Below are 24,455 nucleotides of genomic sequence, written 5' to 3'. Positions count from 1 at the left end.
GCAATGGCACGCAACCGTCTCGTCATCATCGGTAACGGCATGGCTCCCGGACGGGTGCTCGACCATCTGTTCGAGCGCGCGCCGGGCGCGTACGACGTCACGATCTTCAACGCCGAGCCTCGCGTCAACTACGACCGGATCATGCTCTCGCCGGTCCTTTCCGGTGAGAAGGCCTTCGAGGACATCATCATCCACGACGACGCCTGGTACGAACAAAACGGCGTTACCCTTCACCGCGGCAAGCGGGTGACGGAAATCGACCGACAGCGGAAGACCGTCACTGCGGCGGATGGAACGCAGGCAGAATATGACAAGCTCCTGATCGCGACTGGATCGACGCCCTTTATCATTCCCGTTCCCGGGCACGACCTTGATGGCGTGCTCGGCTACCGTGACCTCGATGACGTCGAAAAAATGCTGGCCGCCGCCGAGCAGGGCGGGCGCGCGGTCGTCATCGGCGGCGGGCTTTTGGGGTTGGAGGCTGCCGTTGGCCTCAAGAAGCGGGGGATGGACGTCACGGTGCTTCACCTCGCGCCGACCCTGATGGAGCGGCAGCTGGACGAGCCAGCAGGCCATCTCCTCCAGGCAGCGATAGAGCGCCGGGGCATCGAGGTCCTGACCAAGGCCAATACGAAGGAAATTCTCGGCACGGAGAGGGTGGAGGGCGTCCGTCTGGACAATGGGCGTGTTATCGAGGCCGATCTGGTCTGCATGGCGGCCGGTATCCGTCCCAGCACGGAGCTGGCTAAGGACGCCGGCCTCGAAATTGGTCGTGGCATCGTCGTCGGTGATGATCTTCGCACCTCGGACCCTGACATCTTTGCCGTGGGCGAGTGTGTCGAGCATCGCGGCATCTGCTATGGTCTCGTCGCTCCGCTCTACGAGATGGCGAAGGTTATTGCCGCGCAGCTTTGCGAAGATTGCGAAGCGGAATATCTGGGCTCTGAAGTTTCAACGAAACTCAAGGTCACCGGCGTCGATCTTTTCTCCGCTGGCGATTTCCAGACCGGTGAGGGGCGTGAAGAGGTCGTGTTCCGCGATGCGGCGAAAGGCATCTACAAGCGTCTTGTGCTCGAAGGTGACAGGATCGTCGGTGCCGTCTTCTATGGCGATACCAAAGACAGCGCCTGGTTCTTCCAGCACATCAAGGACCGCACGGACGTGTCGGAGTATCGCGATACGCTGATCTTCGGTCCGGCGTTTGCGGGCAGCGGGGCGCCGGACCCTATGGCGGCCGTTGCAGCGTTGCCCGGTGACGCAGAAATCTGCGGTTGCAACGGCGTGTGCAAGTCGAAGATCGAAGGCGCCATCACCGGCGAGGGGCTGACCACGATTGATGAGGTCCGTGCCCATACCAAAGCGTCCGCCTCCTGCGGGTCGTGCACGGGGCTGGTCGAACAGCTGCTCGCCCTGACCCTCGGCGATGAATTTGATCCAGATGCGGTGAAGCCCGTCTGCGGTTGTACGGACCTCAGCCATGACGAGGTCCGCCGCCTGATCGTGGCAGGCGAGCTCAAATCCATTCCCTCGGTCATGCAACAGCTTGAGTGGAAGACGTCCTGCGGATGCGCGAAATGTCGCCCCGCGATCAACTACTACCTCGTCTGTGCCTGGCCCGGAGAGTATGTCGATGACGGACAGTCCCGCTTCATCAACGAGCGTGTCCACGCGAACATCCAGAAGGATGGGACCTATTCGGTGGTGCCGCGCATGTGGGGGGGAATGACTTCACCCAGCGAACTGCGCGCCATTGCCGATGTGGCGGATAAGTTCGCGATTCCCACGGTGAAGGTCACGGGGGGCCAGCGGATCGATTTGCTCGGGGTCCAGAAAGAAGATCTGCCCGCCGTTTGGGCCGACCTCAACGCGGCAGGCCTCGTCTCCGGGCATGCCTACGCCAAGGGCCTGCGGACTGTGAAGACCTGCGTGGGGACCGACTGGTGCCGGTTCGGGACGCAGGATTCCACAGGGCTTGGCGTCAAGCTCGAACGATTTCTGTGGGGATCGTGGGCGCCGCACAAGGTCAAGCTTGCGGTCTCCGGGTGTCCTCGAAACTGCGCAGAAGCAACGTGCAAGGACATCGGGGTTGTCTGTGTCGATAGCGGATATGAAATCCACTATGCCGGAGCGGCGGGGATGCATGTAAAAGGAACGGAACTTCTTTGTACGGTTCCAACCGAAAAAGACGCCATACAATACATCGGCGCGCTGATGCAGATGTATCGGGAGCAGGGATGGTATCTCGATCGCATCTATAAATGGGCCGCAAAAGTGGGCACCGACTATGTGCGGGATACCCTCGACGACCCGGCCGAACGACAGGCCTATTACGATCGTTTCGTCTATTCGCAGCAGTTCATGCAGGATGATCCGTGGGCAGCGAGAGTGGCTGGAAAGGATGCCCATGAGTTCGAGCCCATCACTATCTCACGGGAATTGGAGGCTGTTTGATGGATGTCCTCGACCAAACGCTGATCGACGTGTGTGCGTTGGCAGACATTCCGCCGCGCGGGGCGCGGGTGGTAAAGGCAGGAGGAACCTGCATCGCGGTTTTCCGCACGGCCCTCGATGAAGTCTTTGCCCTGAACGACCAATGCCCGCATAAGGGTGGGCCGCTCAGCCAGGGGATTGTCCATGACCGAGCGGTGACCTGCCCGCTGCACTCTCTCGTCCTCGACCTTGAAACCGGATCGGCGCGCGGTCCTGACGAGGGCAGGGTCGTGACCCATCCGGTCGAAGTCCGCCGTGGGCGGGTGCTGATCGATCTGCGCGGGCTGAAGGCCGAGGCGTCGCGTCATGCCCTTCGATAGCGCGACAGCGACGGTACGAACGACCTGCCCCTATTGCGGGGTGGGGTGCGGCGTGCTGGCCACTCCCGTCGGAGCTGCCGAAGCTTCGGTGGCGGGTGATCCTCAGCATCCGTCAAATTTTGGTCGACTCTGCTCCAAGGGCTCCGCTCTCGGCGAGACATTGGGGCGCCACGGGCGGCTGTTGGCTCCGATGGTCGACGGGCAGCGAACGGGATGGTCTGCCGCCATGGACAGGATCGCTCGAGGGTTCCGCGACGCGATTGAGCGGCATGGGCCGGACAGCGTGGCCTTCTACCTGTCGGGTCAGCTTCTGACGGAGGATTACTACGTCGCGAACAAGCTGATGAAGGGCTTTATCGGGAGCGCGAATGTCGACACGAACTCCCGGCTCTGCATGGCGTCGGCGGTCGCGGGGCACAAGCGGGCCTTCGGCTCGGACACCGTTCCGGGGACGTATGAAGACCTTGAGGCCTGCGACCTCCTGGTACTCGTCGGATCGAATCTCGCCTGGTGCCATCCGGTTCTCTACCAGCGGGTGCTCGCCGCCAAGGAAGCGCGCCCCGACCTGAAGATCGTGGTCATCGATCCACGCCGCACGGCCACTTGCGATCTCGCCGAACAGCACCTGGCAATTGCCCCGGGGAGTGACGTTGCGCTGTTCAGCGGCCTCCTGCGCTTCCTCGCGAACAGTCCCGCCCGAAACGATGGCTATATTGCGCAGTACACATCCGGTATGAGGGATGCACTGGAGGCCGCTGCCGCCTATGACATCAATCGGGTCGCGCGCGAGACAAGGCTGCCGAAGGACGACCTCATCCGTTTTTACGAGAGCGTCTCCCGGAACGAGCGGACGGTGACGCTCTTTTCCATGGGCGTCAATCAGGCAGCGGACGGCACCGACCGGGTGAATGCGATCATCAACACCCACCTGGTAACGGGGCGCATCGGCAAGCTGGGGGGCGGGCCGTTCTCCATCACCGGCCAACCCAACGCCATGGGCGGGCGCGAGGTTGGTGGGCTATCCAACCAGCTTGCCTGTCACATGGATTTCGATGACGCCTCGGTGGACCGGGTACGGCGGTTCTGGCGAGCGCCGAGGATGGCTACGCGTCCGGGCCTGAAAGCCGTGGAGATGATGGACGCGGTCGCGGCGGGGCGCATCAAGGCCATCTGGATCATGGCAACGAACCCGGTCGTCTCCATGCCCAATGCCGACGCGGTCAAGGCCGCGCTGAAGGCCTGTCCGTTGGTGGTGGTGTCGGACATCGTGCCCGACACCGACACCGCCCAGTGTGCAGACATCCTCCTGCCTGCCACGGGCTGGGGTGAAAAAGACGGTACGGTGACGAACTCCGAGCGGCGGATTTCGCGCCAGCGGGCCTTCCTGCCGGCCCCCGGTCTCGCCAGGCACGATTGGTGGGCGATGAGCGACCTCGCGCGCCGTCTGGGGTACGAAGAGGCGTTCGGTTACGAGAACACCGCATCCATTTTCCGGGAATACGCGGCTCTTACCGCTTTCGAGAATGAGGGCGGTCGCGATCTGGATCTGGGCGGGCTCGCTGGCCTAACCGATGACGAATACGACGAGTTGTCCCCCGTTCGTTGGCCGGTCAGGCGTGACGGATCACGCACCGAACGGTTCTTCCGACGCGGAGGATACTTCACCCCCGACCGCAGGGCGCGCTTCGTTGCGCCCCGTACGGACGAGCCGAAGGAAGAGGCGCCAGGCCTGTGCCTTAACACTGGTCGCATCCGCGACCACTGGCACACCATGACCCGCACCGGGCGGGCGGCGCGCCTCAACAAGCATATCGCAGAACCCTTCGCTGAAATTCACCCGGACGATGCAGCAGCGCATGGAATCCTCGATGCCTCGCTGGTCCGGGTAAAGAATGACGATGGAGAGGCTGTTGTCCGCGCGTTGCTGACGGACCGGCAGCAACGGGGGAGCGTCTTCGTTCCGATGCACTGGACGGGTCAGGCAGCCTCCCAGGCACGGGTCGATACCCTCGTTCCGCCGCTCGTCGATCCGGTCTCCGGACAGCCCGCGCTGAAGTCCGGGCGAGTGACGATCGAACCCTACCCTGCCGTCTGGTATGGTTTTGCCGCTGGCCATGTCACCCCGCCGACGGGCGAGACATACTGGGCGCGGGCCATGACGGAAACCGGTCGCCGGCTGGAGCTGGCAGGCACGAGCCACCCTCACGATTGGTCCGTATTCGCCCGGGAACTCTTGAGCGCTGATGAGGAAGACAGCGAGACGGTGGAGCACATGGATGCCGCAGGGGCCCACTACAGGTGCGCGGTTTTCCGCGGCGGACGTCTCCGCAGTGTACTGCTGGTTGGGCCGACTCCCGTGGCGGCAGCCCGTGACTGGTTGGGCGACCAGATCGGCAAGGTGGCGAGCCTGAACACGAGGACATCAATCCTGGCCGGTGTTCCGGGGGCAGGGGCGCCCGACCCGGGGCCAATCGTCTGCTCCTGTCTTGGCGTGGGGGCGAACGTCATTCGCCGGGCGATGAGGGATGGGGCATCGTCCCTGACCCAAATAGGCGATCGCACTGGGGCCGGCACCAATTGCGGGAGCTGCCGCCCGGAAATCCGTAAATTGATGGAGATCGCGCATGCAACGACATGAGGCCAGCAGGCAAGGCCGGGGACAGGTGACCCTGGTTGGGGCTGGGCCGGGGGCGGCTGATCTTCTCACCCTCCGCGCGGTGAGAGCGATGCAGGCGGCTGACGTCATTCTCTTCGATGCTCTGGTGTCCACCGAGGTTCTCGACCTCGCTCGCCGGGAGGCGAAGCGTATGCTGGTCGGAAAACGAGGGCACCGGGTCTCCTGTCGGCAGGAAGACATCAATGCCCTGATGATCAAGCTCGCGAAACAGGGCAAGCGGGTGGTCCGGCTCAAGTCCGGCGATCCCATGATCTTTGGTCGTGCAGGCGAGGAGATAGCGGCGCTGGCCGTTGAGAACATCCCGGTAGACATTGTGCCGGGGGTCACGGCTGCGCTGGCCGCCGCGTCGGACCTCGGTGTGTCGCTAACCCACAGGGACTGCGCCCAAGGCGTGAAGTTCATCACCGCTCACAGCCGAAAGGGGGAACTGCCCGACCTTGACTGGTGCGCCTGCGCCGATGTCGCGACGACGCTTGTCGTTTATATGGGCGGCAGGACCGCCCCTGCGCTTGCCAACCGGTTGATGGAGGAGGGGCTTTCGCCCACAACGCCGGTGGTCGTCCTGCACGATGTATCTCTGCCGGGCGCGAACTGCCAGCCGATGTCGCTTAGCGATCTGCTTCACGCCGTGATTGAGAGGGAGGGGCCGGTCCTGATCGGGATCGGCGATGTCTTCCGTGATGTTGCGGCCCGCACCGGCATTGCCACACCGCCACCCACCAACTGTCTTCCCTTGGCTGTCGCGAATTGATTCCGTCATCCTCCAACCCTAGAAACAGCCCGTGAGCGAAGCGCAGACGCCCCCTCTGATCGTCCTTCTTATCGACAGCGATCCGCATCGCACGGCCATAGTGCAGGATGGCCTGAAGGATCGGGCCGTCGTACGGCTAGCGAATGATCTTTCTTCCGTGGGCCTCCTCGACCGAATCAACGAGTTACAGCCCGATGCGATCATCATTGACTGCGACTCGCCGGATCGCGACACCATCGAGAACCTCCGCACCGTCGCACGCGAGAACCCCAAGCCCATCGTCATGTTCGTGGAGGACGGCGACGGGACGCTGGCAAAGGAAGCCGTTCGCGCCGGCGTGAGTGCCTATATCGTCGATGGCCTGTCCCGCTCGCGTGTCCTGCCGGTCATCGAAATCGCGATCGAGCGGTTCAAGATGGTCGATGGTCTGTGGAAGGAGCTTCAGAAATCCAAAGATGATCTTGAGACCCGGAAGACCGTCGAGCGGGCCAAGGGGATCCTGATGGAAAAGCGCGGCATGTCCGAAAAGGCCGCCTATGACCTCATGCGCGAGAGCTCGATGACCTCCGGCAAGCCGCTCAAGCAGATCGCGGCTGAGATCTTGTCGATTGCCGACCTGTTGGGGAAGGTTTGACCGATGGCGAAGAACACCATGACGATCGGATTTATTCCGCTGTCTGATGCAGCGCCTCTTGTCCTTGCGAAGGAAGAGGGGCTTTTCGACGCATTCGACATCGATGTCACATTGTCAAAGGAGCATTCCTGGGCGCGCGTCCGGGACAAGCTGGCGATTGGCGATCTCGATGCAGCGCACATGCTCTCGCCGATGGTGATCGCGTCGGCATTGAAGCTTGAGCCGGGGTGCGAGCCCTTCGCCACAGCCCTCGGCCTCAACCTGAACGGCAACGGCATCACGGTTTCCAATTCTTTGTACGAAGAGATGCTGGACGTCCAGCCGGATACGCCAAACATGCAGCCTGTGCCCGCGGAAGCCTTGCGGACAATCGCTGCCCGGCGCCTGCATCGCGGCAAGTCTCCCATCACCCTTGCGATGGTCTATCCCTTTTCGACGCACAATTACCTGTTGCGATATTGGCTGGCCGCCTCCGGTCTGCATCCGGACCGGGATGTCCGACTGATCGTTGCCCCCCCGCCCGACATGGCGCGACTATGCGAGGCGGAGAGTATCGACGGGTTCTGCGTTGGGGAGCCTTGGAACAGCGTTGCCGTTCACCGGGGGGTGGGACGCCGTATTCTGGCGGGGGCGGAAGTCTGGGCGGCGGCACCGGAGAAGGTGCTCGGTGTCCGCCGGTCGTGGCTTGCAGAGAACGAAGAGGTCTATCTGCGCCTCGTACGGGCGGTGCTTCGGGCGCTCAAGCGTCTGGGGACGGAAGAAGGCAGACAAGCCGCGATCCGGTATCTGGCTCGCGAGCCCTATTTGGGCATTGGCGAAGACGATATTGCGCCGTCCTTTGCCACCGGGCCTGCGCCTGTAATGGCATCGACATTTGATCCGTCGGTGGCCGGGTATCCGTGGCATTCAAAGGCGCATTGGCTCGCCATGCAGATGATAAGGTGGGGTCAGATCACCCGCCCGGTAGACGTGGCGAGTGCCGTCCGGGAATCCTACCGCGCGGACCTGTTTGGCAATGTAGCGCGAGAGGAAGGCATCCCCACGCCCGGCAGCCCCCATATCATTGAAGGGGCGCATGCTGATGACTGGGTGCTGGGTAGCGGGTCATCTGCCATCTCGATGCCGGTCGACCGTTTCATCGACGGCAGCCAGTTCGACAGCGCCGCGCCGCTCCCTTATCTTGAGCAATTTACGCGGCACAGCCTTCGGTTTCCCCTCACCGAAATGACGGATCGCGCCGAATAAGGCGGTTCGAGTCCCGACCGGGCAAACGAGTAGGGTAACAAGGGCGCCAAGTCGCAGGAGCGGTCTGTCCGAGCACCGATACCGATGATTGCCATGATGGATTCCGGCCCGCTGCATTGGCGCGGGGCGGGAACCTTTCTTGCCGGCCGTCGCGTCTCGCAAGGGCATCCTCGATCGCTGGGGGCCTTGCATCTCATCTTCTTGGGCATCAGATGCCTGATCGGCACCGGTGTGTTCGTCCTGACCGGTGTTGCCGCGGCGAACTATGCCGGACCCGGATTGGTCTTCTCCTTTGCTCTTGCGGGGTGAGCCGGCGGTTTTGCCGCCGTCGTCTACGCAGAACTGACGTCCATGGTACCGGTGGCCGGGGGCGCCTATATCTATACCCCCACGGGAGACGCGTTGCCGTGGAAGTGCCCTGCGATACGATCGGTTCCGGCGACCGAGGAATCCGGTCATGAGCGATAAAAACCCGAGGTTCCGACATGCGCACTGATTTCCTGATCGTGTCCGGTGACGGTGCCATCCCCTATTTCTCCTGGGGCCTCGCAAAGGCGCTGCGATCAACTGGGGGCAATACCCATGTTATCGGCGCCTTCTGGCACTTTCTGAAGCGTCGAACGCCGGAGGGCTTCGCGCGCTATCTGGAGCAGCGGCTGTCGTCGTTTCGGGAGAGGGGGGCGTCAGTCCAACTCGTCGGCTATTCCTTCGGAGCGGTGCTGGTCCACAGCGTTCCGCATTTCAGCGATAGCGTCTTGAGGCAGATTTCGCGGGTCACGCTGATCGCGCCTGCTGAACGCGCCGGTTTCCGGTTCCATCCGGCGGGCTGGTGGGGCGGGCACGGCCCCGACGACCAGCCTACGGATCCTGCCATCGCCAACCTCGCCAGGATGGGGGTGAGCGTGCAGGTGATTGTCGGTTCTGATGACGCGGAGCAGCATGCGGGGCGACGGCTTGCGGAGATCGACTATGTCACGCTTCCGGGCGGCCACACCCTTCGGGCGGATTACGCGGCTATCGCAACTCAGCTCACGAGGCCCTTATCTCGATAGACGAAGGCATAAAGATCACGAAAAGGCGACCGACCCAGCGGGCTGTGCGTTGGGGCGTCGCGGCTGTCACTCGGGTCCAGCAATGGGCGATCGGGCTCGGCCTCGGGCGAGTGCCCGGTATTTTTGCGGGCGCAGTCATTGTCCTCGCCCCGCCGCTGTTTGCGCTGCTGGTCTTTGCCATCGGCGTCATCATGCTGTGGTCTTTGGCCGTGCCCAGCCTGCCTCCGGATCTCGAGACCACGGCGGGTATCCTGACGATCACAGCCATCAACACCACGCACTTTTTCGCCAGTGTTGTGGGGGTCTTGTTGCTCCTGGTTGCCGCGGGCCTTCGCCGTCGTTCCCGAATGGCGTGGGGGTTGGCGGTCGGCGTCCTTGCTGCGTCCATTCTCGTGGACGTCGTCCGCCGGGCGCCGACTGTAGAAATAGTCAGCCTCTGCGTGATTACCGCGGCTTTGGTTGCCAGCCGAGGCGCCTTTTATCGACGCGGTAATGTAAGGGCGGTGTTGATGGAACGCGGATGGATGGCGGCGGCCGTTGCGGCATTCGGCACCTTCATCGCGCTCGGGCTGATCATGTTCGACGATGTGCCCTACACAGACGAATTGTGGTGGCGTTTTGTGCTGGAAGATGCGGGCGCGCCGCGGTTTCTCCGGGCGGCCGCCGGAGGCGCGGTTGTCCTGATGATCGCGATCGTATGGCGCATCATGACCCCTGCCCCGATGAGCCGCACGCCGCCGCCGGTGGAAGCAGCCCCGTTGAGAACAGCGCTGGAGCAGGGCAACTACGGTCATCCCGACGCCCATCTGGCCTGGCTGGGGGACAAGCACCTTTTCTGGAGCGAGACGGGTCGAACTTTCCTCCAATATGGGGTGAAAGGTCGTCGGCTGATCGTCATGGGCGAACCATACGGCCATTCGGCGGAAGTTCTCGGCCTATTGCGCGACTTTCGCGACTTCGCCGACCGGAACGGCATGTCGCTGGCGTTCTATTCGGTGGGGCGGGACCTCCTGCCGATGCTCATCGAGCTGGGATTGATCATCCAGAAAATGGGGGAGACAGCGCTTATGCCGCTCGTCGACTTCTCGCTCGACGGGTCCGCGCGCAAGTCGCTTCGTCAATCGCACCGACGGTCGTTGCGAGACGGCCTGCGCTTTCGCATCGTTCCCGTGGAGGAGGTGCCCGCCTTGCTTCCCGACCTTCGGGGGATTTCGGACGAATGGCTGAGCCAGCATGAGGGCGAAGAGAAAACGTTCAGCCTCGGACGCTTTGATGAGAGGTATCTTTCGTGCTTCCCCATGGCCGTGGTCGAGGGGCCGGAAGGGCCGTTGGCATTTGCCAATATCTGGACAACAGCAGGGCGCCGGTCCCTCGCACCCGACTTAATGCGGTATACGGAGAGGAGCCCGCGCGGTACGATGGATTTCCTGTTCATCGAAATGGCGTTGTGGGGGAAAGAGCAGGGATTTCAGGTTCTCGACCTCGGTATGGCGCCGCTCTCCGGCCTCGAAGAAGACAGGCTTGCGCCGCTTCTCTCCCAGGTTGGCGCCTTTGCGTATGAACATGGGGAAAGGTTCTACGGGTTCCATGGGCTTCGTACCTATAAGGATAAGTTCGATCCGCAATGGGAGCCGCTTTACCTGGCGGCCCCTAACCGGCTGTCGCTTCCGCTAGCACTCGCTGACGTCGCCCTTCTGACGAGCGGCGGTCTTCGCGGTGTCATCGGCGGTCGTTAGCCGGATGGGGGTAGGTCCCAGCAAGCTTTGACACCGCGCCCCTGATCCTCCTCCTGCGAATGGCAAGCGGCAGAGGGGCGAAGATGGTCGAAGAAGGGACGGCGTGATTCCGCGATCGTTACCGCATTCGACCAAATTTCGTCCCTAGCCCCTGTTATTCGCACCATTTCTCTCGTAATGGTTTCCGCCAAAGTCTCAGAAATAGTTGAGCTTGCTTCTCCTGAATGTCCGGAGTGGGAGGCGACGCCGCGAGAGCCGCTTCCCATGCAGTGGGAACCGGTTCGCGTGAAAAGGCTCTAGGGGGCAGGCCTTTCAAGGGAGTCAGTCGGACGACTCACTTCAGCCGCTATCGTCCTATTCTGTGTCGTCACCCGAAAGAACATGTTCGATAAGATGCACGGTGGCTTCCGCCCGAACCGGGTTGGGATATCGCTGGTTAGCAAGAACGACCACCCCGATATTTTCATCAGGAATGAGAGCAATATAGACGCCGAAGCCGTTTGTCGAACCGGTCTTGTTCAAGAATGTCGTTCCGTCGATCGGTCCGTCGCGCCGTGTAATGGAGTGCGGCTCTCTGGCCATCTCGTTGCTATTGCCTTCGGTCAGGCGCGCGAGGTCGATCGGCCAATTGTACTCTTCCCACACCATTCCTTGTCCGTAATAGGCCGTATCATAGATTGCCTCACGCGTGCGGGAGAGCGCGCTTTCGATCTCGACAGGTATGTCGATTCGGCCCAGATGCACGTCGATGAAACGGAGCATATCGTTTACAGACGATTTGATGCCGTATGATTCGGCGTCGAACACGCCGGGGGTCACACGGATTGGCTCTGCGCTTCCTGAAATATAGCCGTATGCATAGTGCGGCAACGCCTCCTCGGGGACGGTGATATAGGTGTCATTCAGGCCCAGTGGGTTAAGTAGATGCGCCGTGATCGCCTCTTCATAGGACGTATCGAAAGCTTCACCAGCAATCATGCCCAATAGGCCGGTGCCGACATTAGAGTAGGATCGAATCGTATCGGGTGCCGCAATAGGTTCCCACGCCGCAAGCCACCTAATGAGTTCTTCTTCGCTCTCAAGGGATGAAGGGACTTGCAACGGTAGCCCGCCATTGGCATGCGCGGCGAGGTCTTCGATCGTGATCTGATCGAATGCACTGCCCTTCAACTCGGGTACGACAGTTGAGACAGGGCTCGCGAGCGATAGCACACCCTTTTCATCAGCCAATGCAGCCAAGGCCACGTTAAACAGTTTGCTGACCGACCCGAGTTCGAAGAGTGTGTTCGCATCGACTGGCATCTCGTTGGCTTGATCGGCCAGGCCATAGGTGAACACATAATGCTCCCCGTGATAGCTCAGGCCGATCACTAAGCCGGGCAGATCGTGATCGTCGATTACTGGCCGAAAGGTTTGCGCAGCAATCTTTTGAAAGGAGTCGTCGGACAAATATTCCGTGGCTGATTGCGCTGTACACGGCATGAGAATGAGTGCGCATAGAAGCGACAGTTTAGATCGCAACATTACGAGTGCCTCTCGGGTCAATGGTTTGAGAAAGCTACCAAGACACATGTCGCCCCACAAGACGCATCCTTTCGGCAATAGAAAGGGTAAGCCGGGCGGCTACGCCAAGGAAGCACGATGACGGTGGAAAAGTCGTTGGAGGCGAGGCCGGCTGGGTCCGAGATATTCCCAATTCCACAACGCCTGGACGACGAAGGTAAGGTATTTGATCCGATGCCACTTTTTGTGGCGGGTAACAGTCATCTGACCGTCGTCCACGAAAAGAGTACAATCACCGCCGCCTCTTGCCGGTCAAACGGAGTCTTGCAAGGGGCGACCGACCTACGCTGTGCATTTTCGGTCGTCGCAAAGCGCCTGCTGTGCTCCTCGATATTCATCCGCTTGGGGAGTGAGTTGGCGGTCTCGTTTCGTCTTTTCTTGCGGCGGATGGGCCGGGCATGCGGCCTTGCTTGCCTTGCCCGTATTTAAGGGGCGGTACGGGTCTCAGAGGCGCGGTTCAGGAACCACACCGGCACCAGGCCGAGCAGGACAATGATAAGAGCCGCCGTCGATGCCTCGGCCAAGCGTTCATCACTGGCCAGTCGATAAACGCGGGTTGCCAAGGTCTCGAAGTTGAAGGGCCGAAGGATAAGGGTCGCCGGCAATTCGCGAAAGACATCGATGAGAACCAGCATCCCCCCTGCAAGCACGCTCGGGGCGGACATTGGCAGGTGGATGGTGCGGATCACCCTCAGCGGGGGCGCGCCAAGGGATCGAGCGGCCGCTTCAGTGCTCGGTGAAATCTGCGCCAATCCGCTGGCGACACTATTATAGGCGACGGTCAGAAAGCGGATGACCAATGCATAGACCAATAGGGCAATCGTTCCCGTCAGAAGGAGACCGGCCTCCCACCCAAACTGATTCCTGATCAGCCTGGTGAGCGACTGATCGAGAGCGCCGATCGGTGAGAGGAGCCCGATCGCCAATAGGGTGCCGGGAAGCGCATAGCCGAGGGTCGCAAGACGGATGCCGCTGCGCATGGCGGGGTTCGGCGCCTGCCGGGCCGCTGCGGCCATTACGATGGCGAGGAGGAGTGCGGCGATGGCGGCGGCGACCCCGACCTTTGCAGTGTTGAGGGTGTATTCCATCAGGGCCGAGGGCATTTGCGGGTCCCCCGCCGCAAGGGTGAGGGAAACGAGCCGGGCCATAGGGATGAGAAACCCAAACAGGATCGGGAAGCCGCATAAAATCCAGGCCCCAATCGTCGCCTTTGGGGAGAGAACCATCGGCGCCAGATGATGGCGGGCTGCCCCCTCAGTCGCAATGCGCCCCCGGCGGCTTAACACCTCAAGAAGGACCAAGAGGGCAACAAGGCACAGCATCATCGCCGCCATTTGAAGGGCGAGCACCTTATCTCCCATGGCCAGCCAGGTTCGGAACAGGCCGACACTGAAAGTCGGGACCGCGAAATATTGCGCGACGCCGAAATCGGCGAGGGTTTCCATCATCACCAAGGCCAACCCGCCGGCGATAGCGGGCCGCGCCATCGGAAGTGCAACGCGCGTGAAGGCCCGCCAGGGACTATCGCCAAGGCACCGAGCGGCCAACCACGGGGCCGCCCCCTGACGCAGGAAAGACGCCCGAGCCAGAAGATAGACATAGGGATAAAGGACGAGGCTCAACATCAGGGCCGCACCGGGCAGGCTGCGGATCTCGGGAAACCAGTAATGTGGCGGGAGGTCGAAACTCGCGCGGAGCCAGCCTTGAACCGGGCCCGTGTAATCAAGAAGATCTGTGTAGAGATAGGCGACGATATAGGCGGGGGCCGCCAGCGGCAGGACGAGGAGGCTCGACAACGCGCGACGCCCAGGAAAAGTCATTGTACTCACGACCCAGGCGGTGGAGACCCCTATGACCCCGGACAACAGGGCGACGCTCGCCATTAGAAGGACGGTATTGAGCCCATATCCCGCCCAGGTTGAGGAAATGGCGGCGGCGACCGTCCCTCGGTCGATCTCCGTCAAACTCCACAAAACGCCGGCGATCGGCACCATTACCAGAGCGGCGATCGCCATCGGGGCGATGATCAAAAGGTGAGTGCTGCGCGCCATTTTCCCTCGACTTGGCTCTGGACAGCAGAACCCATCTCCGCCAGTTATCATATTGAGAACTATTCGCAAATATAGGATCGGTCCACTTGGCGCTCGAGTTCCACGATGTCGGCTATAGCTATGGGACCGCGCCGATCCTGACCGGGGTGACCCTGACGGCAGCCGCGGGCCAGGTGACCTGTCTTCTCGGCGCCTCGGGGAGCGGAAAAACCACGCTCTTGCGCTTGGCGGCGGGGGTTCTGGCCATGCAGTCGGGGCGCCTGTGCCTCGATGGGGATATTCTGGCAACCGGTCGCTCTTCGCCGCCGCCCGAGCGACGGCCCATCGGCCTGTTGTTTCAGGAAGGCGCGCTTTTTCCCCATATGACCGTGGCGGAGAATATCGTCTATGGTCTCGATCCGCGCGGCGATCATGGTTCCATTGTCGCCGAGCTCCTCGAGCAAGTCGGGCTGCCGGGGTTTGCGCGGCGCTATCCCCATACCTTGTCGGGGGGGCAGCAGCAGCGAGTGGCCCTGGCGCGGGCCTTGGCCCCGAACCCGCGCGTCCTGCTGATGGATGAACCCTTCGCCAGCATCGACATGGTGTTGCGCCGGTCTCTTCGCGAAACCGTCCGGGAGGTGCTGGCCCAGCGCGACTGCGTTGCGCTACTTGTCACCCATGACCCGCTCGAAGCGATGATGATGTCAGACCACATCGCCGTGATGGAGGCGGGGCGGATTGTGCAAGCCGACACGCCCGATCGACTATACGACGCCCCGGCCACCTTGGGGGTTGCCCGAATGATCGGTGGGGGGACGGAGTTGGAGGGAATGTGCGTCGGCGGGTTGATCCGCACCGCTTTCGGCGATTGGTCGGTGCGTAGCGAGAAGGTCACAGATGGGCCGGTCCGTGTGATCGTGCGAGAGGCCCCCATGGAGCTGCGCGCGACGGAGGAAGGGGGGGCGATCGTCACAGATCGCCGGACCCTTGGGCTGGACGTCATTCTGACCTTGAAGGCCCCGGGAGGGGAGCGTCTGCGGGTGCTTCATCCAAGGGTGAAGTCGGTTCCAGTTGGCGATCGGGTGCTTGCCATGCCGGAGACACGCGCCGTTCATCTATTCCCGCCCGAGTCGGATTTAATATCCGACTAAAGAGAGTTTCTGACGATGTTGTTGAAAGTGAGAAAAGCGATGCTGCACAGGACACTGATGGCGACGGCCTTGACCACCCTATTGACCGCTTGCGGCGGGGGGGACACGTCCTCTTCGGACTCGCCGACGGCAGCCATGGAAGCTGGCGTTGTCAATATTTACTCTTCCCGCCACTACGATACGGACCTTGCGCTCTATAATGACTTTACCGAGCAGACGGGGATCCGTGTCAATCGGATCGAGGCGAGCGCGGATGCCTTGATCGAACGGATCAGTGCCGAGGGAGAATTCAGTCCAGCCGACATCTTGATCACTGTCGATGCCGGTCGCCTTTGGCGTGCCGAAGAGGCCGGGGTTCTCTCTGCCACCCGTTCGGCGCTGTTAGAAGACCGTATTCCCGCAAATCTGAGGCATCCCGAAGGACTGTGGTTCGGGGTCTCTAAACGGGCGCGCGTGATTATCTACAACAAAGAAAACGGAAAGCCTGAGCCTTTGGAAACGTATGAAGACCTCGCAGATCCCGCGCATAAGGGAAAGATCTGTATGCGGTCTTCATCGAATATATACAACATCTCACTGCTCGCTTCGATCATCGCGAATGACGGCGAAGACGCAGCACAGGCGTGGGCCAAAGGGGTTGTCGCCAATCTCGCGCGGCCGCCGCAAGCCAACGATACGGCGAATATCGAAGCGGTTGCCGCCGGTGGTGAGTGCGAGATTTCGATCGCCAATACCTATTATATCGCACGCATGAAAACGGCGGGGAATCCAGCCGTCGACCAGATCGGGATCGTCTTTCCCAATCAGAATGACCGGGGGACTCATGTGAATATTTCAGGCGCCGGAATCACGGCCCAGGCGCCCAACCGCGACAATGCCTTGCGCTTTATCGAATATCTGACGGAGGACAGCGCTCAGACGTATTTTGCCAATGGGAACAATGAGTATCCAGTGGTAGACGGTGTTGCCCCCACAGCGGCGGTGATTGAGCTGGGGCAGTTTCTCGAAGACGACATCAATGCTTCCGCCCTTGGTGAAAACCAGGCGATGGCGGTGCGTATTTTCGACCGGGCGGGCTGGCAATAGATCGTCGCGAAGAATGCTGGAGCCGTTTCCGGTCAACCACCAGTCGCGAAGCGGCTCTAGGGCCTTGCATGGACGCGGAGCAGATTTGCGATCGCTTTATCGAGGGTGAGAAGCTCTGCCGAGCTTCGCGGGAGGTGGGTCCGCAAACTTGCCCTCAGATTTTCGAGATCGAATAGAATCTCCCGTATCTGTGGGTCGTCGATGAGACTCTGGACCCAACCCACGCAGACGATCCGGGCCCCTTGCACCACCGGCGATACTTCATGGATCGCCGTTGAGGGGTAAAGGACGAGATCTCCAGCCAGTGGCTTGACCCGTTCGACCGTACCCGGAAGGTGGATGGTCAATTCACCGCCTTCGTAGGAATCTGGCGGGGTCAGGGCGAGAGTGAAGGAGAGGTCGGTCCTGAGGGTTGTGCCCCCTGAGCCCATAAGCGCGTTGTCGATATGGGGACCATAATGGCCCCCCTCGGTCGCCTTACTAATCAAGAGGGAGGAAAGGCGTTTGGGGCGCGCGGCAGCGGCGAAAACCGGGTTCTTGAGGATCGCTTCCTTCAGCTCATTCCGTAGCGCCTCGCCCTTGGGGGGGGAGAGGATCGCCTGTTGGTTGTTCTTCACCTGGGCGGCTGTCCTCCCCGCGGTGACCCGCCCATCTTGCCAGGTGAGCGACGCTAAGGTCTTGGTGACCGAGGCCAGTGTTTCGTCATCGAGAATATTGGCGATCGTCAGGATCATAGGGATGGTCGACCCTTTAAAGTCGATTTTGCGAGGCATTTGCAAAAATGTATGGTGGCGGTAGACTACGGCAAATTCAATGAAGAGGTGGCAAAATGGCGTCGATGAAGCGATGGGCAGGTCTTGGATTGGGGACTGCTCTGCTGGGAACCAGCTTGGTTGCGTGCGGCGGCGATCACGGCGAGGCGGGGGAGAGCGGTGAAGCCGCGATGACGGCTGCTGAACCCGCCGGCGAAATGGGCGAGGGCGAAGGCGGCGAAGGAGAGGGCGGCGAGGGCAGCCAGGCTTCTGGCGGGATGGACACCCTCCCCGTGCCCAAACGTCTGGCTTTCATGTCCGGTCACGTCGAAGCGGGTTTGGCTCTCTACCGCGCGGGCGAGCCGCAGCTGGCCGCGCCTCACCTTCTGCATCCCGTGTCCGAAACCCACCAGGCCGAGCGGGCTGGCCTAGACGCCCTTGGCTTCACCCCTGACGTTTTCGCGCAAGTGTCCACTGCCCTTGAGGAGGGCCGGCCGGCCGAGGAGATCGAGCCTCTCCTGACCGCAGCTGAGCAGAACCTGGCCGATATGGCGGCAGCCGCCGGGGGGCAGCCTGCTGAAATCATCCGGTATCTGATGGACGTTATGGTCGAGGAATATACGGTTGCGGTCACCGATGGTCAGGTGACGGATCCACGAGAATATCAAGACGCCTATGGATTTGCTGTGGTCGCGATGGACCGTGCTGAGGATCTGGATGACGCCCATCGACAAGATGTGAAGGACGAACTGTCAACCTTGATTGGCTATTGGCCGGAGGGGGCGCCGATGGCCCCGGCTGAGCCGAGCCCTGTGGGTCAGATCGCGGCGCAAGCCTCGCGGGTTGTCTTGGCTTTACCGTCTACTGAGTAACGCGCTTAACGGTGAGGCCCGCGACGGGAAGTTTGGGGGCCTTTCGCCTAAGGCGATGGCGCTGGAGCACGCTTGTTCCAGCGCCAATTGGCGCCCCGCTGCGTGAAAACCATTCTGTATGGGCGGCTTCTCGCGACAGGGACGCTGAGCCCGGGGGGTGAGGCCTCTGCCGTGTCGTCAACTATGCTCGTTCGGTTTATCGAGACCTCAACGCCTCAGAAGTAGCCCTCGCGTTTTTGAGCCTCAAGGGAGCCCGCATCGCTCACGCGGCCCTGACGTTCTGAAAGATTGACGGTAAGATTCTCATAGGCAACTTGGCCTGCATTCTTCGCGCTGGAGGAGACGGCGCCGGTGACCGGCCAGCACCCTAGGGTCCGAAAACGGACGATCTGTGGGCGGGATGTTTCCCCGGGGAGCCAGCGCATCCGATCGGGCTCGTCAACGACAATCAGGGTGCCGTCGCGCTCGACGACCTGTCGCTCAGCGGCATAGTAGAGGGGCGCGAGGTTGATATTCCGGGCAATGATATAGGTCCAGAGGTCTCGTTCCGTCCAATTGGAGATCGGAAAGGCCCGCAGTGTTTCTCCCGGTGCGCGGGTCCAATTGAAGTGAGTCCATAATTCCGGTCGTTGCCGCCGGGGCTCCCAACTGTGTCCTGGTCCACGGACCGAGACAATACGCTCTTTCGCGCGTGTCGCCTCTTCATCCCGCCGGGCACCCCCGAAAATAACGTCATAGCCGCCTTGGTCGAGAGCTGCCTTCAAGGCGTCGGTGCGCATTCGTGTCGTATACAGCTTGTCGTGGTCGAATGGATTGAGCCCCTGGCGCCGTCCCTCCTCATTCGCATAGACGATAAGGTTGAAGCCATGCTCGGCTGCAAAATTGTCGCGGAATTGGAGCAAGTCGCCGAACTCCCATGTCGAATCGATATGAAGCAGGGGGAGAGGCGGCGGCGATGGGTAAAAGGCGCGCAGAGCCAGATGGGCAAGGACCGTTGAATCTTTCCCGGCGGAAAAGAGCAGCACCGGGTTCTCGGACTCTGCGACACCGTCACGGAGGATATGTATCGCTTCGCTCTCAAGCTCGATCAAATGACGACTTAACTTCATTCCGCGGCCCTCGCTGCAAAGACTGCCGGCGTTGCGGCACCGGTCTCGATCCAGCGCCCACCAGGTTGATAACGATAGAAGGCCGCCCCCTGATCAATGATGGCGGTCAGATGTAGCCACCCATGATCAAAAAGAGCTTTGACATCGGGATGTTTGTCAAACACCGCATCAATGGCTTCGGTGGGGGCTTCGATCAGGGCGCGCAACCGGGTGGGTTCATGCCGTAACCGCATTCCATCGTGAACGGATTGAATGGGGAGACCCACCCGAAGGTCGCCCGATGCCCCTTCCAAGACCCCAATATCACCAATATTATTGTGGAGTGTTTTATCACCACTCCCAAATGTCTCGTTATCGATTGACGAGGCGTAATATTGATAACTGATCCAGGAGGCAACGATAAGCGGTGCCGTCATGATGAGCTCAAGGATGCCCCCCTCCGTATCCGTCGTGTGATCGTAGGAATGGAGAAACGCCCGCCCCTCAAGGTCCATACCATAGGTCCGTGCACGGGGGGCCGCGATAAAGGCATTGCATCCCGCAAGGCCCCATTCCGGGCGTATCTCGGACCAATCCCGAGACCGCCGGCGAATCTGTGGCTCGACGGTTTTACCGGTCAGACCGAGGCCATGGGCACGGGCCCGCCGGGTTGCGGCGCCCGCCGCCGAAAAGACAGCTTTCGCTTTGTCCAAATCGGTAACATGGCTCTCTGGCCATAACGGTTCAGGCAGGAATGTGATATCGTCCGTTGTCGTATCATGAAGCGCTGCGAGGAACCGGGTGTCGCTGGGCAGAGCAACGCCGCGGTCGGCCAATCTTGTGCGAACTTCTGGATCGTTGAGGATACGCGCGGCGATGACGGCATTCGGCGCTCCACTATGTCCACCACAGGCACCGCAGGCCAAGCCGGCGGCATAGGGATTATTTTCAGTCGTTGCGTCATGGCCCACGAGTAGGACCAGCCGCGCCAGATTGTCTCCAAGGCTCATCCCCTTGAGGATCCGCAGGGCAAGGTCGGTCCTTTCGTCAACTGGCGGAAGGGGATCGGGGTTCCCCACGGACGGCAGAGCGGGAGCGGCCTTTCGGTGACTCAGCGCCTTTAGGATAGAGGCGCCCGCGCCCAACCCAAAACTTTCCACGAAGGCGAAAGCGGAGACGACCCCGGACCGAAATCCACTCCATGCCGAAGCGGCTTCGCCATATTGTGGACTATGCGCGGTATGGGTACAATGCAAAGTTGGTGACAAGAGGACGGGGCAATGATCTCGCCGCTCCGCCGTCTTTGTCAGGACGGAAAGAGGAACCCCAAAGAACCCCGCGAAACCATAGGTCTGGGCGAGGGGGTCTTCGGCCTCGACGGCATGGCGTAAACGCTCTGACCGCACATCAATACAAAAGACCGCCTGTATCGATGGTCGGGGAACGTCACGAACAATCGCTCTTTGGTCCCTTAGCTGAGCAATAAAATTATCTTGCTCCGCCAATTCAAGGGCGGTCTGCGCGACCAGGACCGCATCGTCAACCGACATGCGCTGCGGTTCCTCGCTCCGATTCAGGAACATCGTCCACGGGTCCGCGGCTCTCTCGTTGGGCAATAGCTCGAATAAAGCAAGGTCATAGGCCGCCCGGATGGCCAATAGGGCGGTGACCATCGAATGGGCGACTGGCACATCGCCATGCCATTCCCGATACCGTGCGTGACCGGCCCATCCCCGGATACTCCCCAATAGCCGTGAAAAATACGGTGACAAGTAAGAGGGCGGAAGGTTTAGTCTCTCCATCACCGTCGTGAGAAGCGTGAGGGGGTCTTCATCCAGTGTTCCCGCCCACTGACGGAACCCCTTGAGGCCCATAAAGCCTGGTTCCCGATCCCGCTGGCTATAGCGCCGCCAGGCGGCGAAAGGAGGATGAGTGCCCCATGGGGCCTTTACCGCGGCGCTGTTATCGGGAAAATAACTTGCGGCCCAGCTTGAGATTTGGTCGGTGACAAAATCAGCCCACGGCTTTTCACCTGTCGCCCTGGCGAGGTCCGCCACGCTCGGCCAAAAGGCAAGAGCGTCCTCGCTTTCCTTGCTGAGTAGCGATTGCATGATGTCGTCGACAGCGTAACGCGTTGCCAGGCCTAGATCCTCAAGCGCCATGGCCACATATTGGGATGGGATCCGGCCGTCGGCCGCCGCCGTGGCCAGGTCCCCCTTAGACAGCATGAAGCGGCCCCCTGTCGCTGCTTGGAGGGTTCCCGCACCGTCGCCGAAGGGCTGATCGCCGAAATTGAGTGCGGGATTGACCGCGACGAAATCATTCAGAGGCCAGACTGGGGCCACAACCCTGTGCGCGATCGTGATCGCCTCCATAAGACGGGGGTCGGGGTATACATCCGAGGCACTGGTCAGCCTAAGGTGGTCTTTTATCGACAGCTCACTATTCATAGGAAGTCCTCCGGTGCGAGGTCACGGAATGGGTTGGCCAAAGGGAAATAATCCGATCCCAGAGCGTATTAATGTAAAACCCTCGGAAGAGAAGCAGATAGAGGGCGCCGTCTCTTTGGCGAAGTGTCAGCGCACCTGTGGCCTGAGCGAATGTAGCGGCACCGCAGAGAGCGACCATTGCCACAAGAGAGATCAGCCCATTGAGCGCCATCGATCCCGGGGGAGGGACAATGCCCTGGAGAAGCTGTGCCGTCAGGCTTTGCAGTGTGAAATAGATGAGGGTCACCCCCACGCCCCCAAGAAGGGCGAAGGGGACAGTCCGAAGACGGCGGAAGAGGGGGGCCGCAAAGCTCGTTATACCGAACACCACAATCATCCCAAGACCGGCAATCGCGGGGGAGACCCAGAGGTCCTTGCCCAGCAAAGCCGCAATCCCGACATAGAGGCCCCCCATGGTGACAAAAGCCAAGGCGGCGATGGACGACGGCACGGCCGTTGGGATCTTTCTCGCCATGGGTGTTCCTGCGGCGAGGAATGCGTGAGCCTTATAGAGAGAATGGGCGACCAGGTGGAGCGCTGCCGAACTGAACGCGCCAATTCCGCATTGAAAAATCATGAACCCCATTTGGGCAACGGTCGACATGGCAAGGGCACTTTTGACGCTCGTTTGGGTGGACATCATCAGTGCCCCAATGATGGCCGTAAGGCCGCCGACTGTCGCAATGCTGAACATCGTTATGGGGGAGAGGAGGAGGAGGTCCGCAAAGCGGATGAGCAAGAACCCCCCGGCATTAACCACCCCCGCATGGAGGAGGGCGGAAACGGGGGTTGGCGCCTCCATCACCTCCGTCAGCCAGATATGAGTTGGGAATTGCGCCGATTTCAGAATCGCAGCGATCGCAATGAAAAGAGCTGCTGGCCCGATTCCGGCGGGAAGAGAGCTGCCATCTGTTCGGACGATCTGCATAATGTCGGTCATCGACCGGGTCTCGAACCCTGTGATCAGGATCACGACAGCGACAAGCAAAGAAAGATCGCTGAGGCGGGCGATCACAAATTTTTTGCGAGCCGCCGCCACCGCCTGACGCCTGGCGCCATCGAATGTCAAAAGGAAGTGGACAATCAAACTGCTGATTATCCATGCAGAAGTCAGTAAAAGGAGATCATCACTGGTCACCAGCACCGCCACTGCGGCCACGGCTAGGCAGAGAAGGGCGATGAACCTAGGCTGCCGCGGATGCCCGTCGAGATAGCGATCAGAATACTTAATCACCGTCACACCGAGAAATCCGACCAGCACCAACAAAGTCGCACTCAATGAATCAACGAGGAAGGCCTGGGCAAGGGGGGCAGCGATCGCCCCCATTGGCTGAGCGGTGCTGGACGTTAAGGAAACAAGCGCCAAGGCCAGCGCAACGCCGAGGGCGCCCATTGATATAATTAAGGCCCAGACAGGCGCAACCTTTCGGGGTCCAATGGCCGCGAGAAGGCCAGCGGTTACGAACAATCCCGCCACGGTCAGTGGCCCGAACACGAACAAGACCTGCGCTAGCATCGGCTTTTCTCCCCTTTTCACCGCCTCTTTACCGACGCCTTTCTTTTATATAAAATATATAGAATAGTAGATTTCGTTCGAAAAAAGAGAACGATGATATGGCGCTGAACTATAACCATCTTCGATATTTTTGGGCCGTCGCGCATGAGGGGAACCTGACGCGGACGGCCGAACGCCTGAATGTTTCGCAGTCATCGCTCTCGATACAGATCAAAAAGCTGGAAGATCGTCTTGGGATGTCCCTCTTTCAGAGGCGGGGGAAACAGTTGATTTTGACCGAAGCGGGGATGATTGCCTTGTCCCACGCCGATGCCATTTTCGCTGTGGGGGCGGAACTGGTCGACACGCTTGCCCAACGGGTCGGCCAGCCGATCAAGCCGCTGCGGGTAGGGGCGCTATCGACATTGTCGCGGAATGTTCAGATCGAGTTTCTTCGGCCGCTGATCACTGGAGACGCAGGCGGCGTAACGGTCAGATCCGGACGTTTGGACGATCTAATGGAGGCTCTTGTCGGGTTAAGTCTGGATGTCGTCCTCAGCAATCAGGCTCCGTTACGCACCGTCGACAGCCCCTGGCTTTTGCATCCGATTACGGACCAGCCAGTCAGTCTTGTCGGCCCTCCTGCCCGTCGACGGTCGACCGATTTGGATACATTGTTGTCGGAGGAGCCCCTGATCCTCCCATCCAAGGATAGTACGGTGCGCCATGGCTTTGATGCCTTGATTGCCGAACGGGGCCTCTCTCCTAAAATCCTGGCAGAGGTCGATGACATGGCGCTTCTCCGGGTCTTCGCGCGAGAGCATACGGGATTGACCATCGTTCCCCCAATCGTCGTCAAAGATGAATTGGCGAATGGGCGCCTCACGGAAGTTGCCGCATTGCCGCGATTTCGCGAAACCTTCTATGCACTGACAATGCCCCGGCGCTTTCCCCATCCGACACTGGTCAAGCTGCTTGAAGGCGCGCCGACTATACCGGGGGGGGAGAGTAAGAGTGGGTAGGA

At 60.8% G+C, this 24,455-nt stretch carries 18 protein-coding genes and 1 pseudogene; 13 read left to right on the top strand and 6 right to left on the bottom strand.

Annotated features, from left to right (window positions below; translation table 11 throughout):
* Positions 1–3: 3 nt before the first annotated feature.
* From nirB to PB2503_RS13000, 9 genes and pseudogenes are all read left to right on the top strand, one after another.
* Positions 4–2,451, top strand: a complete 2,448-nt coding sequence (gene nirB / locus PB2503_RS13040) for a nitrite reductase large subunit NirB (protein WP_013301731.1) — start codon at positions 4–6, stop codon at positions 2,449–2,451.
* The gene (nirD, locus tag PB2503_RS13035; protein WP_013301730.1) at positions 2,451–2,810 is read left to right on the top strand and encodes a nitrite reductase small subunit NirD; all 360 of its coding nucleotides are present in this window, start codon (positions 2,451–2,453) and stop codon (positions 2,808–2,810) included. Before nirB ends, nirD begins: the two co-directional genes overlap by 1 nt.
* Entirely contained in the window at positions 2,797–5,448 is a 2,652-nt protein-coding gene (locus tag PB2503_RS13030) for a nitrate reductase (RefSeq protein ID WP_041535014.1), read from the top strand. Before nirD ends, PB2503_RS13030 begins: the two co-directional genes overlap by 14 nt.
* Positions 5,447–6,238: pseudogene (cobA, locus tag PB2503_RS13025) on the top strand (uroporphyrinogen-III C-methyltransferase); the annotation flags it as partial. The gene PB2503_RS13030 and the pseudogene cobA, both read left to right, overlap by 2 nt.
* A 31-nt stretch (positions 6,239–6,269) precedes the next feature.
* Positions 6,270–6,872 carry an ANTAR domain-containing response regulator gene (locus PB2503_RS13020; RefSeq protein ID WP_013301727.1) on the top strand — a complete coding sequence of 201 codons (603 nt, stop codon included), beginning with the start codon at positions 6,270–6,272 and terminating at the stop codon, positions 6,870–6,872.
* A 3-nt stretch (positions 6,873–6,875) separates the two neighbouring features.
* A complete protein-coding gene (locus PB2503_RS13015; protein WP_013301726.1) occupies positions 6,876–8,117 on the top strand; it encodes a CmpA/NrtA family ABC transporter substrate-binding protein in 1,242 nt (413 codons plus the stop codon).
* 93 nt (positions 8,118–8,210) lie between these two features.
* On the top strand, positions 8,211–8,426 hold the full coding sequence (locus PB2503_RS13010; protein ID WP_148235293.1) for a hypothetical protein: 216 nt from the start codon (positions 8,211–8,213) through the stop codon (positions 8,424–8,426).
* 176 nt (positions 8,427–8,602) lie between these two features.
* Positions 8,603–9,169 carry an AcvB/VirJ family lysyl-phosphatidylglycerol hydrolase gene (locus PB2503_RS13005; RefSeq protein ID WP_013301724.1) on the top strand — a complete coding sequence of 189 codons (567 nt, stop codon included), beginning with the start codon at positions 8,603–8,605 and terminating at the stop codon, positions 9,167–9,169.
* 44 nt (positions 9,170–9,213) lie between these two features.
* Complete coding sequence (locus PB2503_RS13000) at positions 9,214–10,905, top strand: phosphatidylglycerol lysyltransferase domain-containing protein (RefSeq protein WP_013301723.1); 1,692 nt, start codon at positions 9,214–9,216, stop codon at positions 10,903–10,905.
* A 354-nt stretch (positions 10,906–11,259) separates the two neighbouring features.
* On the opposite strand, the gene PB2503_RS12995 is transcribed toward PB2503_RS13000, so the two are convergent.
* Positions 11,260–12,354: a serine hydrolase gene (locus tag PB2503_RS12995; RefSeq protein WP_202944382.1), complete on the bottom strand. Its 1,095-nt coding sequence runs from the start codon at positions 12,352–12,354 to the stop codon at positions 11,260–11,262.
* 539 nt (positions 12,355–12,893) lie between these two features.
* Positions 12,894–14,519, bottom strand: a complete 1,626-nt coding sequence (locus PB2503_RS12985) for an ABC transporter permease (protein WP_013301720.1) — start codon at positions 14,517–14,519, stop codon at positions 12,894–12,896.
* Positions 14,520–14,605: 86 nt separating this feature from the next.
* On the opposite strand from PB2503_RS12985, the gene PB2503_RS12980 reads away from it, so the two are divergent.
* Together PB2503_RS12980 and PB2503_RS12975 are read left to right on the top strand one after the other, a co-directional pair.
* Positions 14,606–15,649, top strand: a complete 1,044-nt coding sequence (locus PB2503_RS12980; protein WP_013301719.1) for an ABC transporter ATP-binding protein — start codon at positions 14,606–14,608, stop codon at positions 15,647–15,649.
* Positions 15,650–15,664: 15 nt separating this feature from the next.
* Positions 15,665–16,735, top strand: coding sequence for a Fe(3+) ABC transporter substrate-binding protein (locus PB2503_RS12975; RefSeq protein ID WP_013301718.1), 1,071 nt, complete (start codon positions 15,665–15,667; stop codon positions 16,733–16,735).
* Between the two features lie 56 nt (positions 16,736–16,791).
* On the opposite strand, the gene PB2503_RS12970 is transcribed toward PB2503_RS12975, so the two are convergent.
* Positions 16,792–17,469, bottom strand: a complete 678-nt coding sequence (locus tag PB2503_RS12970; RefSeq protein ID WP_013301717.1) for a Fe2+-dependent dioxygenase — start codon at positions 17,467–17,469, stop codon at positions 16,792–16,794.
* A 95-nt stretch (positions 17,470–17,564) separates the two neighbouring features.
* Here PB2503_RS12970 and PB2503_RS12965 point away from each other — a divergent pair, with 95 nt between their 5' ends.
* On the top strand, positions 17,565–18,359 hold the full coding sequence (locus tag PB2503_RS12965; RefSeq protein WP_013301716.1) for a hypothetical protein: 795 nt from the start codon (positions 17,565–17,567) through the stop codon (positions 18,357–18,359).
* A 215-nt stretch (positions 18,360–18,574) separates the two neighbouring features.
* Here the strand turns inward: PB2503_RS12965 and cysD are convergent, their stop codons facing one another.
* From cysD to PB2503_RS12950, 3 genes are read right to left on the bottom strand one after another with little or no spacing between them, the layout of a single operon-like run.
* Entirely contained in the window at positions 18,575–19,468 is an 894-nt protein-coding gene (gene cysD, locus PB2503_RS12960; RefSeq protein ID WP_013301715.1) for a sulfate adenylyltransferase subunit CysD, read from the bottom strand.
* Positions 19,465–21,897: a DUF2309 domain-containing protein gene (locus PB2503_RS12955; RefSeq protein ID WP_013301714.1), complete on the bottom strand. Its 2,433-nt coding sequence runs from the start codon at positions 21,895–21,897 to the stop codon at positions 19,465–19,467. The genes cysD and PB2503_RS12955 overlap by 4 nt, the downstream gene beginning before the upstream one ends.
* Positions 21,890–23,452 (bottom strand): proton-conducting transporter transmembrane domain-containing protein, encoded by a 1,563-nt coding sequence (locus PB2503_RS12950; RefSeq protein WP_013301713.1) that lies wholly within the window; start codon positions 23,450–23,452, stop codon positions 21,890–21,892. The genes PB2503_RS12955 and PB2503_RS12950 overlap by 8 nt, the downstream gene beginning before the upstream one ends.
* Before the next feature lie 98 nt (positions 23,453–23,550).
* Here PB2503_RS12950 and PB2503_RS12945 point away from each other — a divergent pair, with 98 nt between their 5' ends.
* Positions 23,551–24,453 carry a LysR family transcriptional regulator gene (locus tag PB2503_RS12945; RefSeq protein WP_013301712.1) on the top strand — a complete coding sequence of 301 codons (903 nt, stop codon included), beginning with the start codon at positions 23,551–23,553 and terminating at the stop codon, positions 24,451–24,453.
* The last annotated feature ends 2 nt before the right edge of the window (positions 24,454–24,455 follow it).

Origin of the sequence: Parvularcula bermudensis HTCC2503 (assembly GCF_000152825.2) — a bacterium.
Lineage (GTDB): Bacteria > Pseudomonadota > Alphaproteobacteria > Caulobacterales > Parvularculaceae > Parvularcula > Parvularcula bermudensis.
The sequence above is the reverse complement of the archived record's forward strand: the minus strand, read 5'-3'. Positions and strand labels throughout refer to the sequence as shown.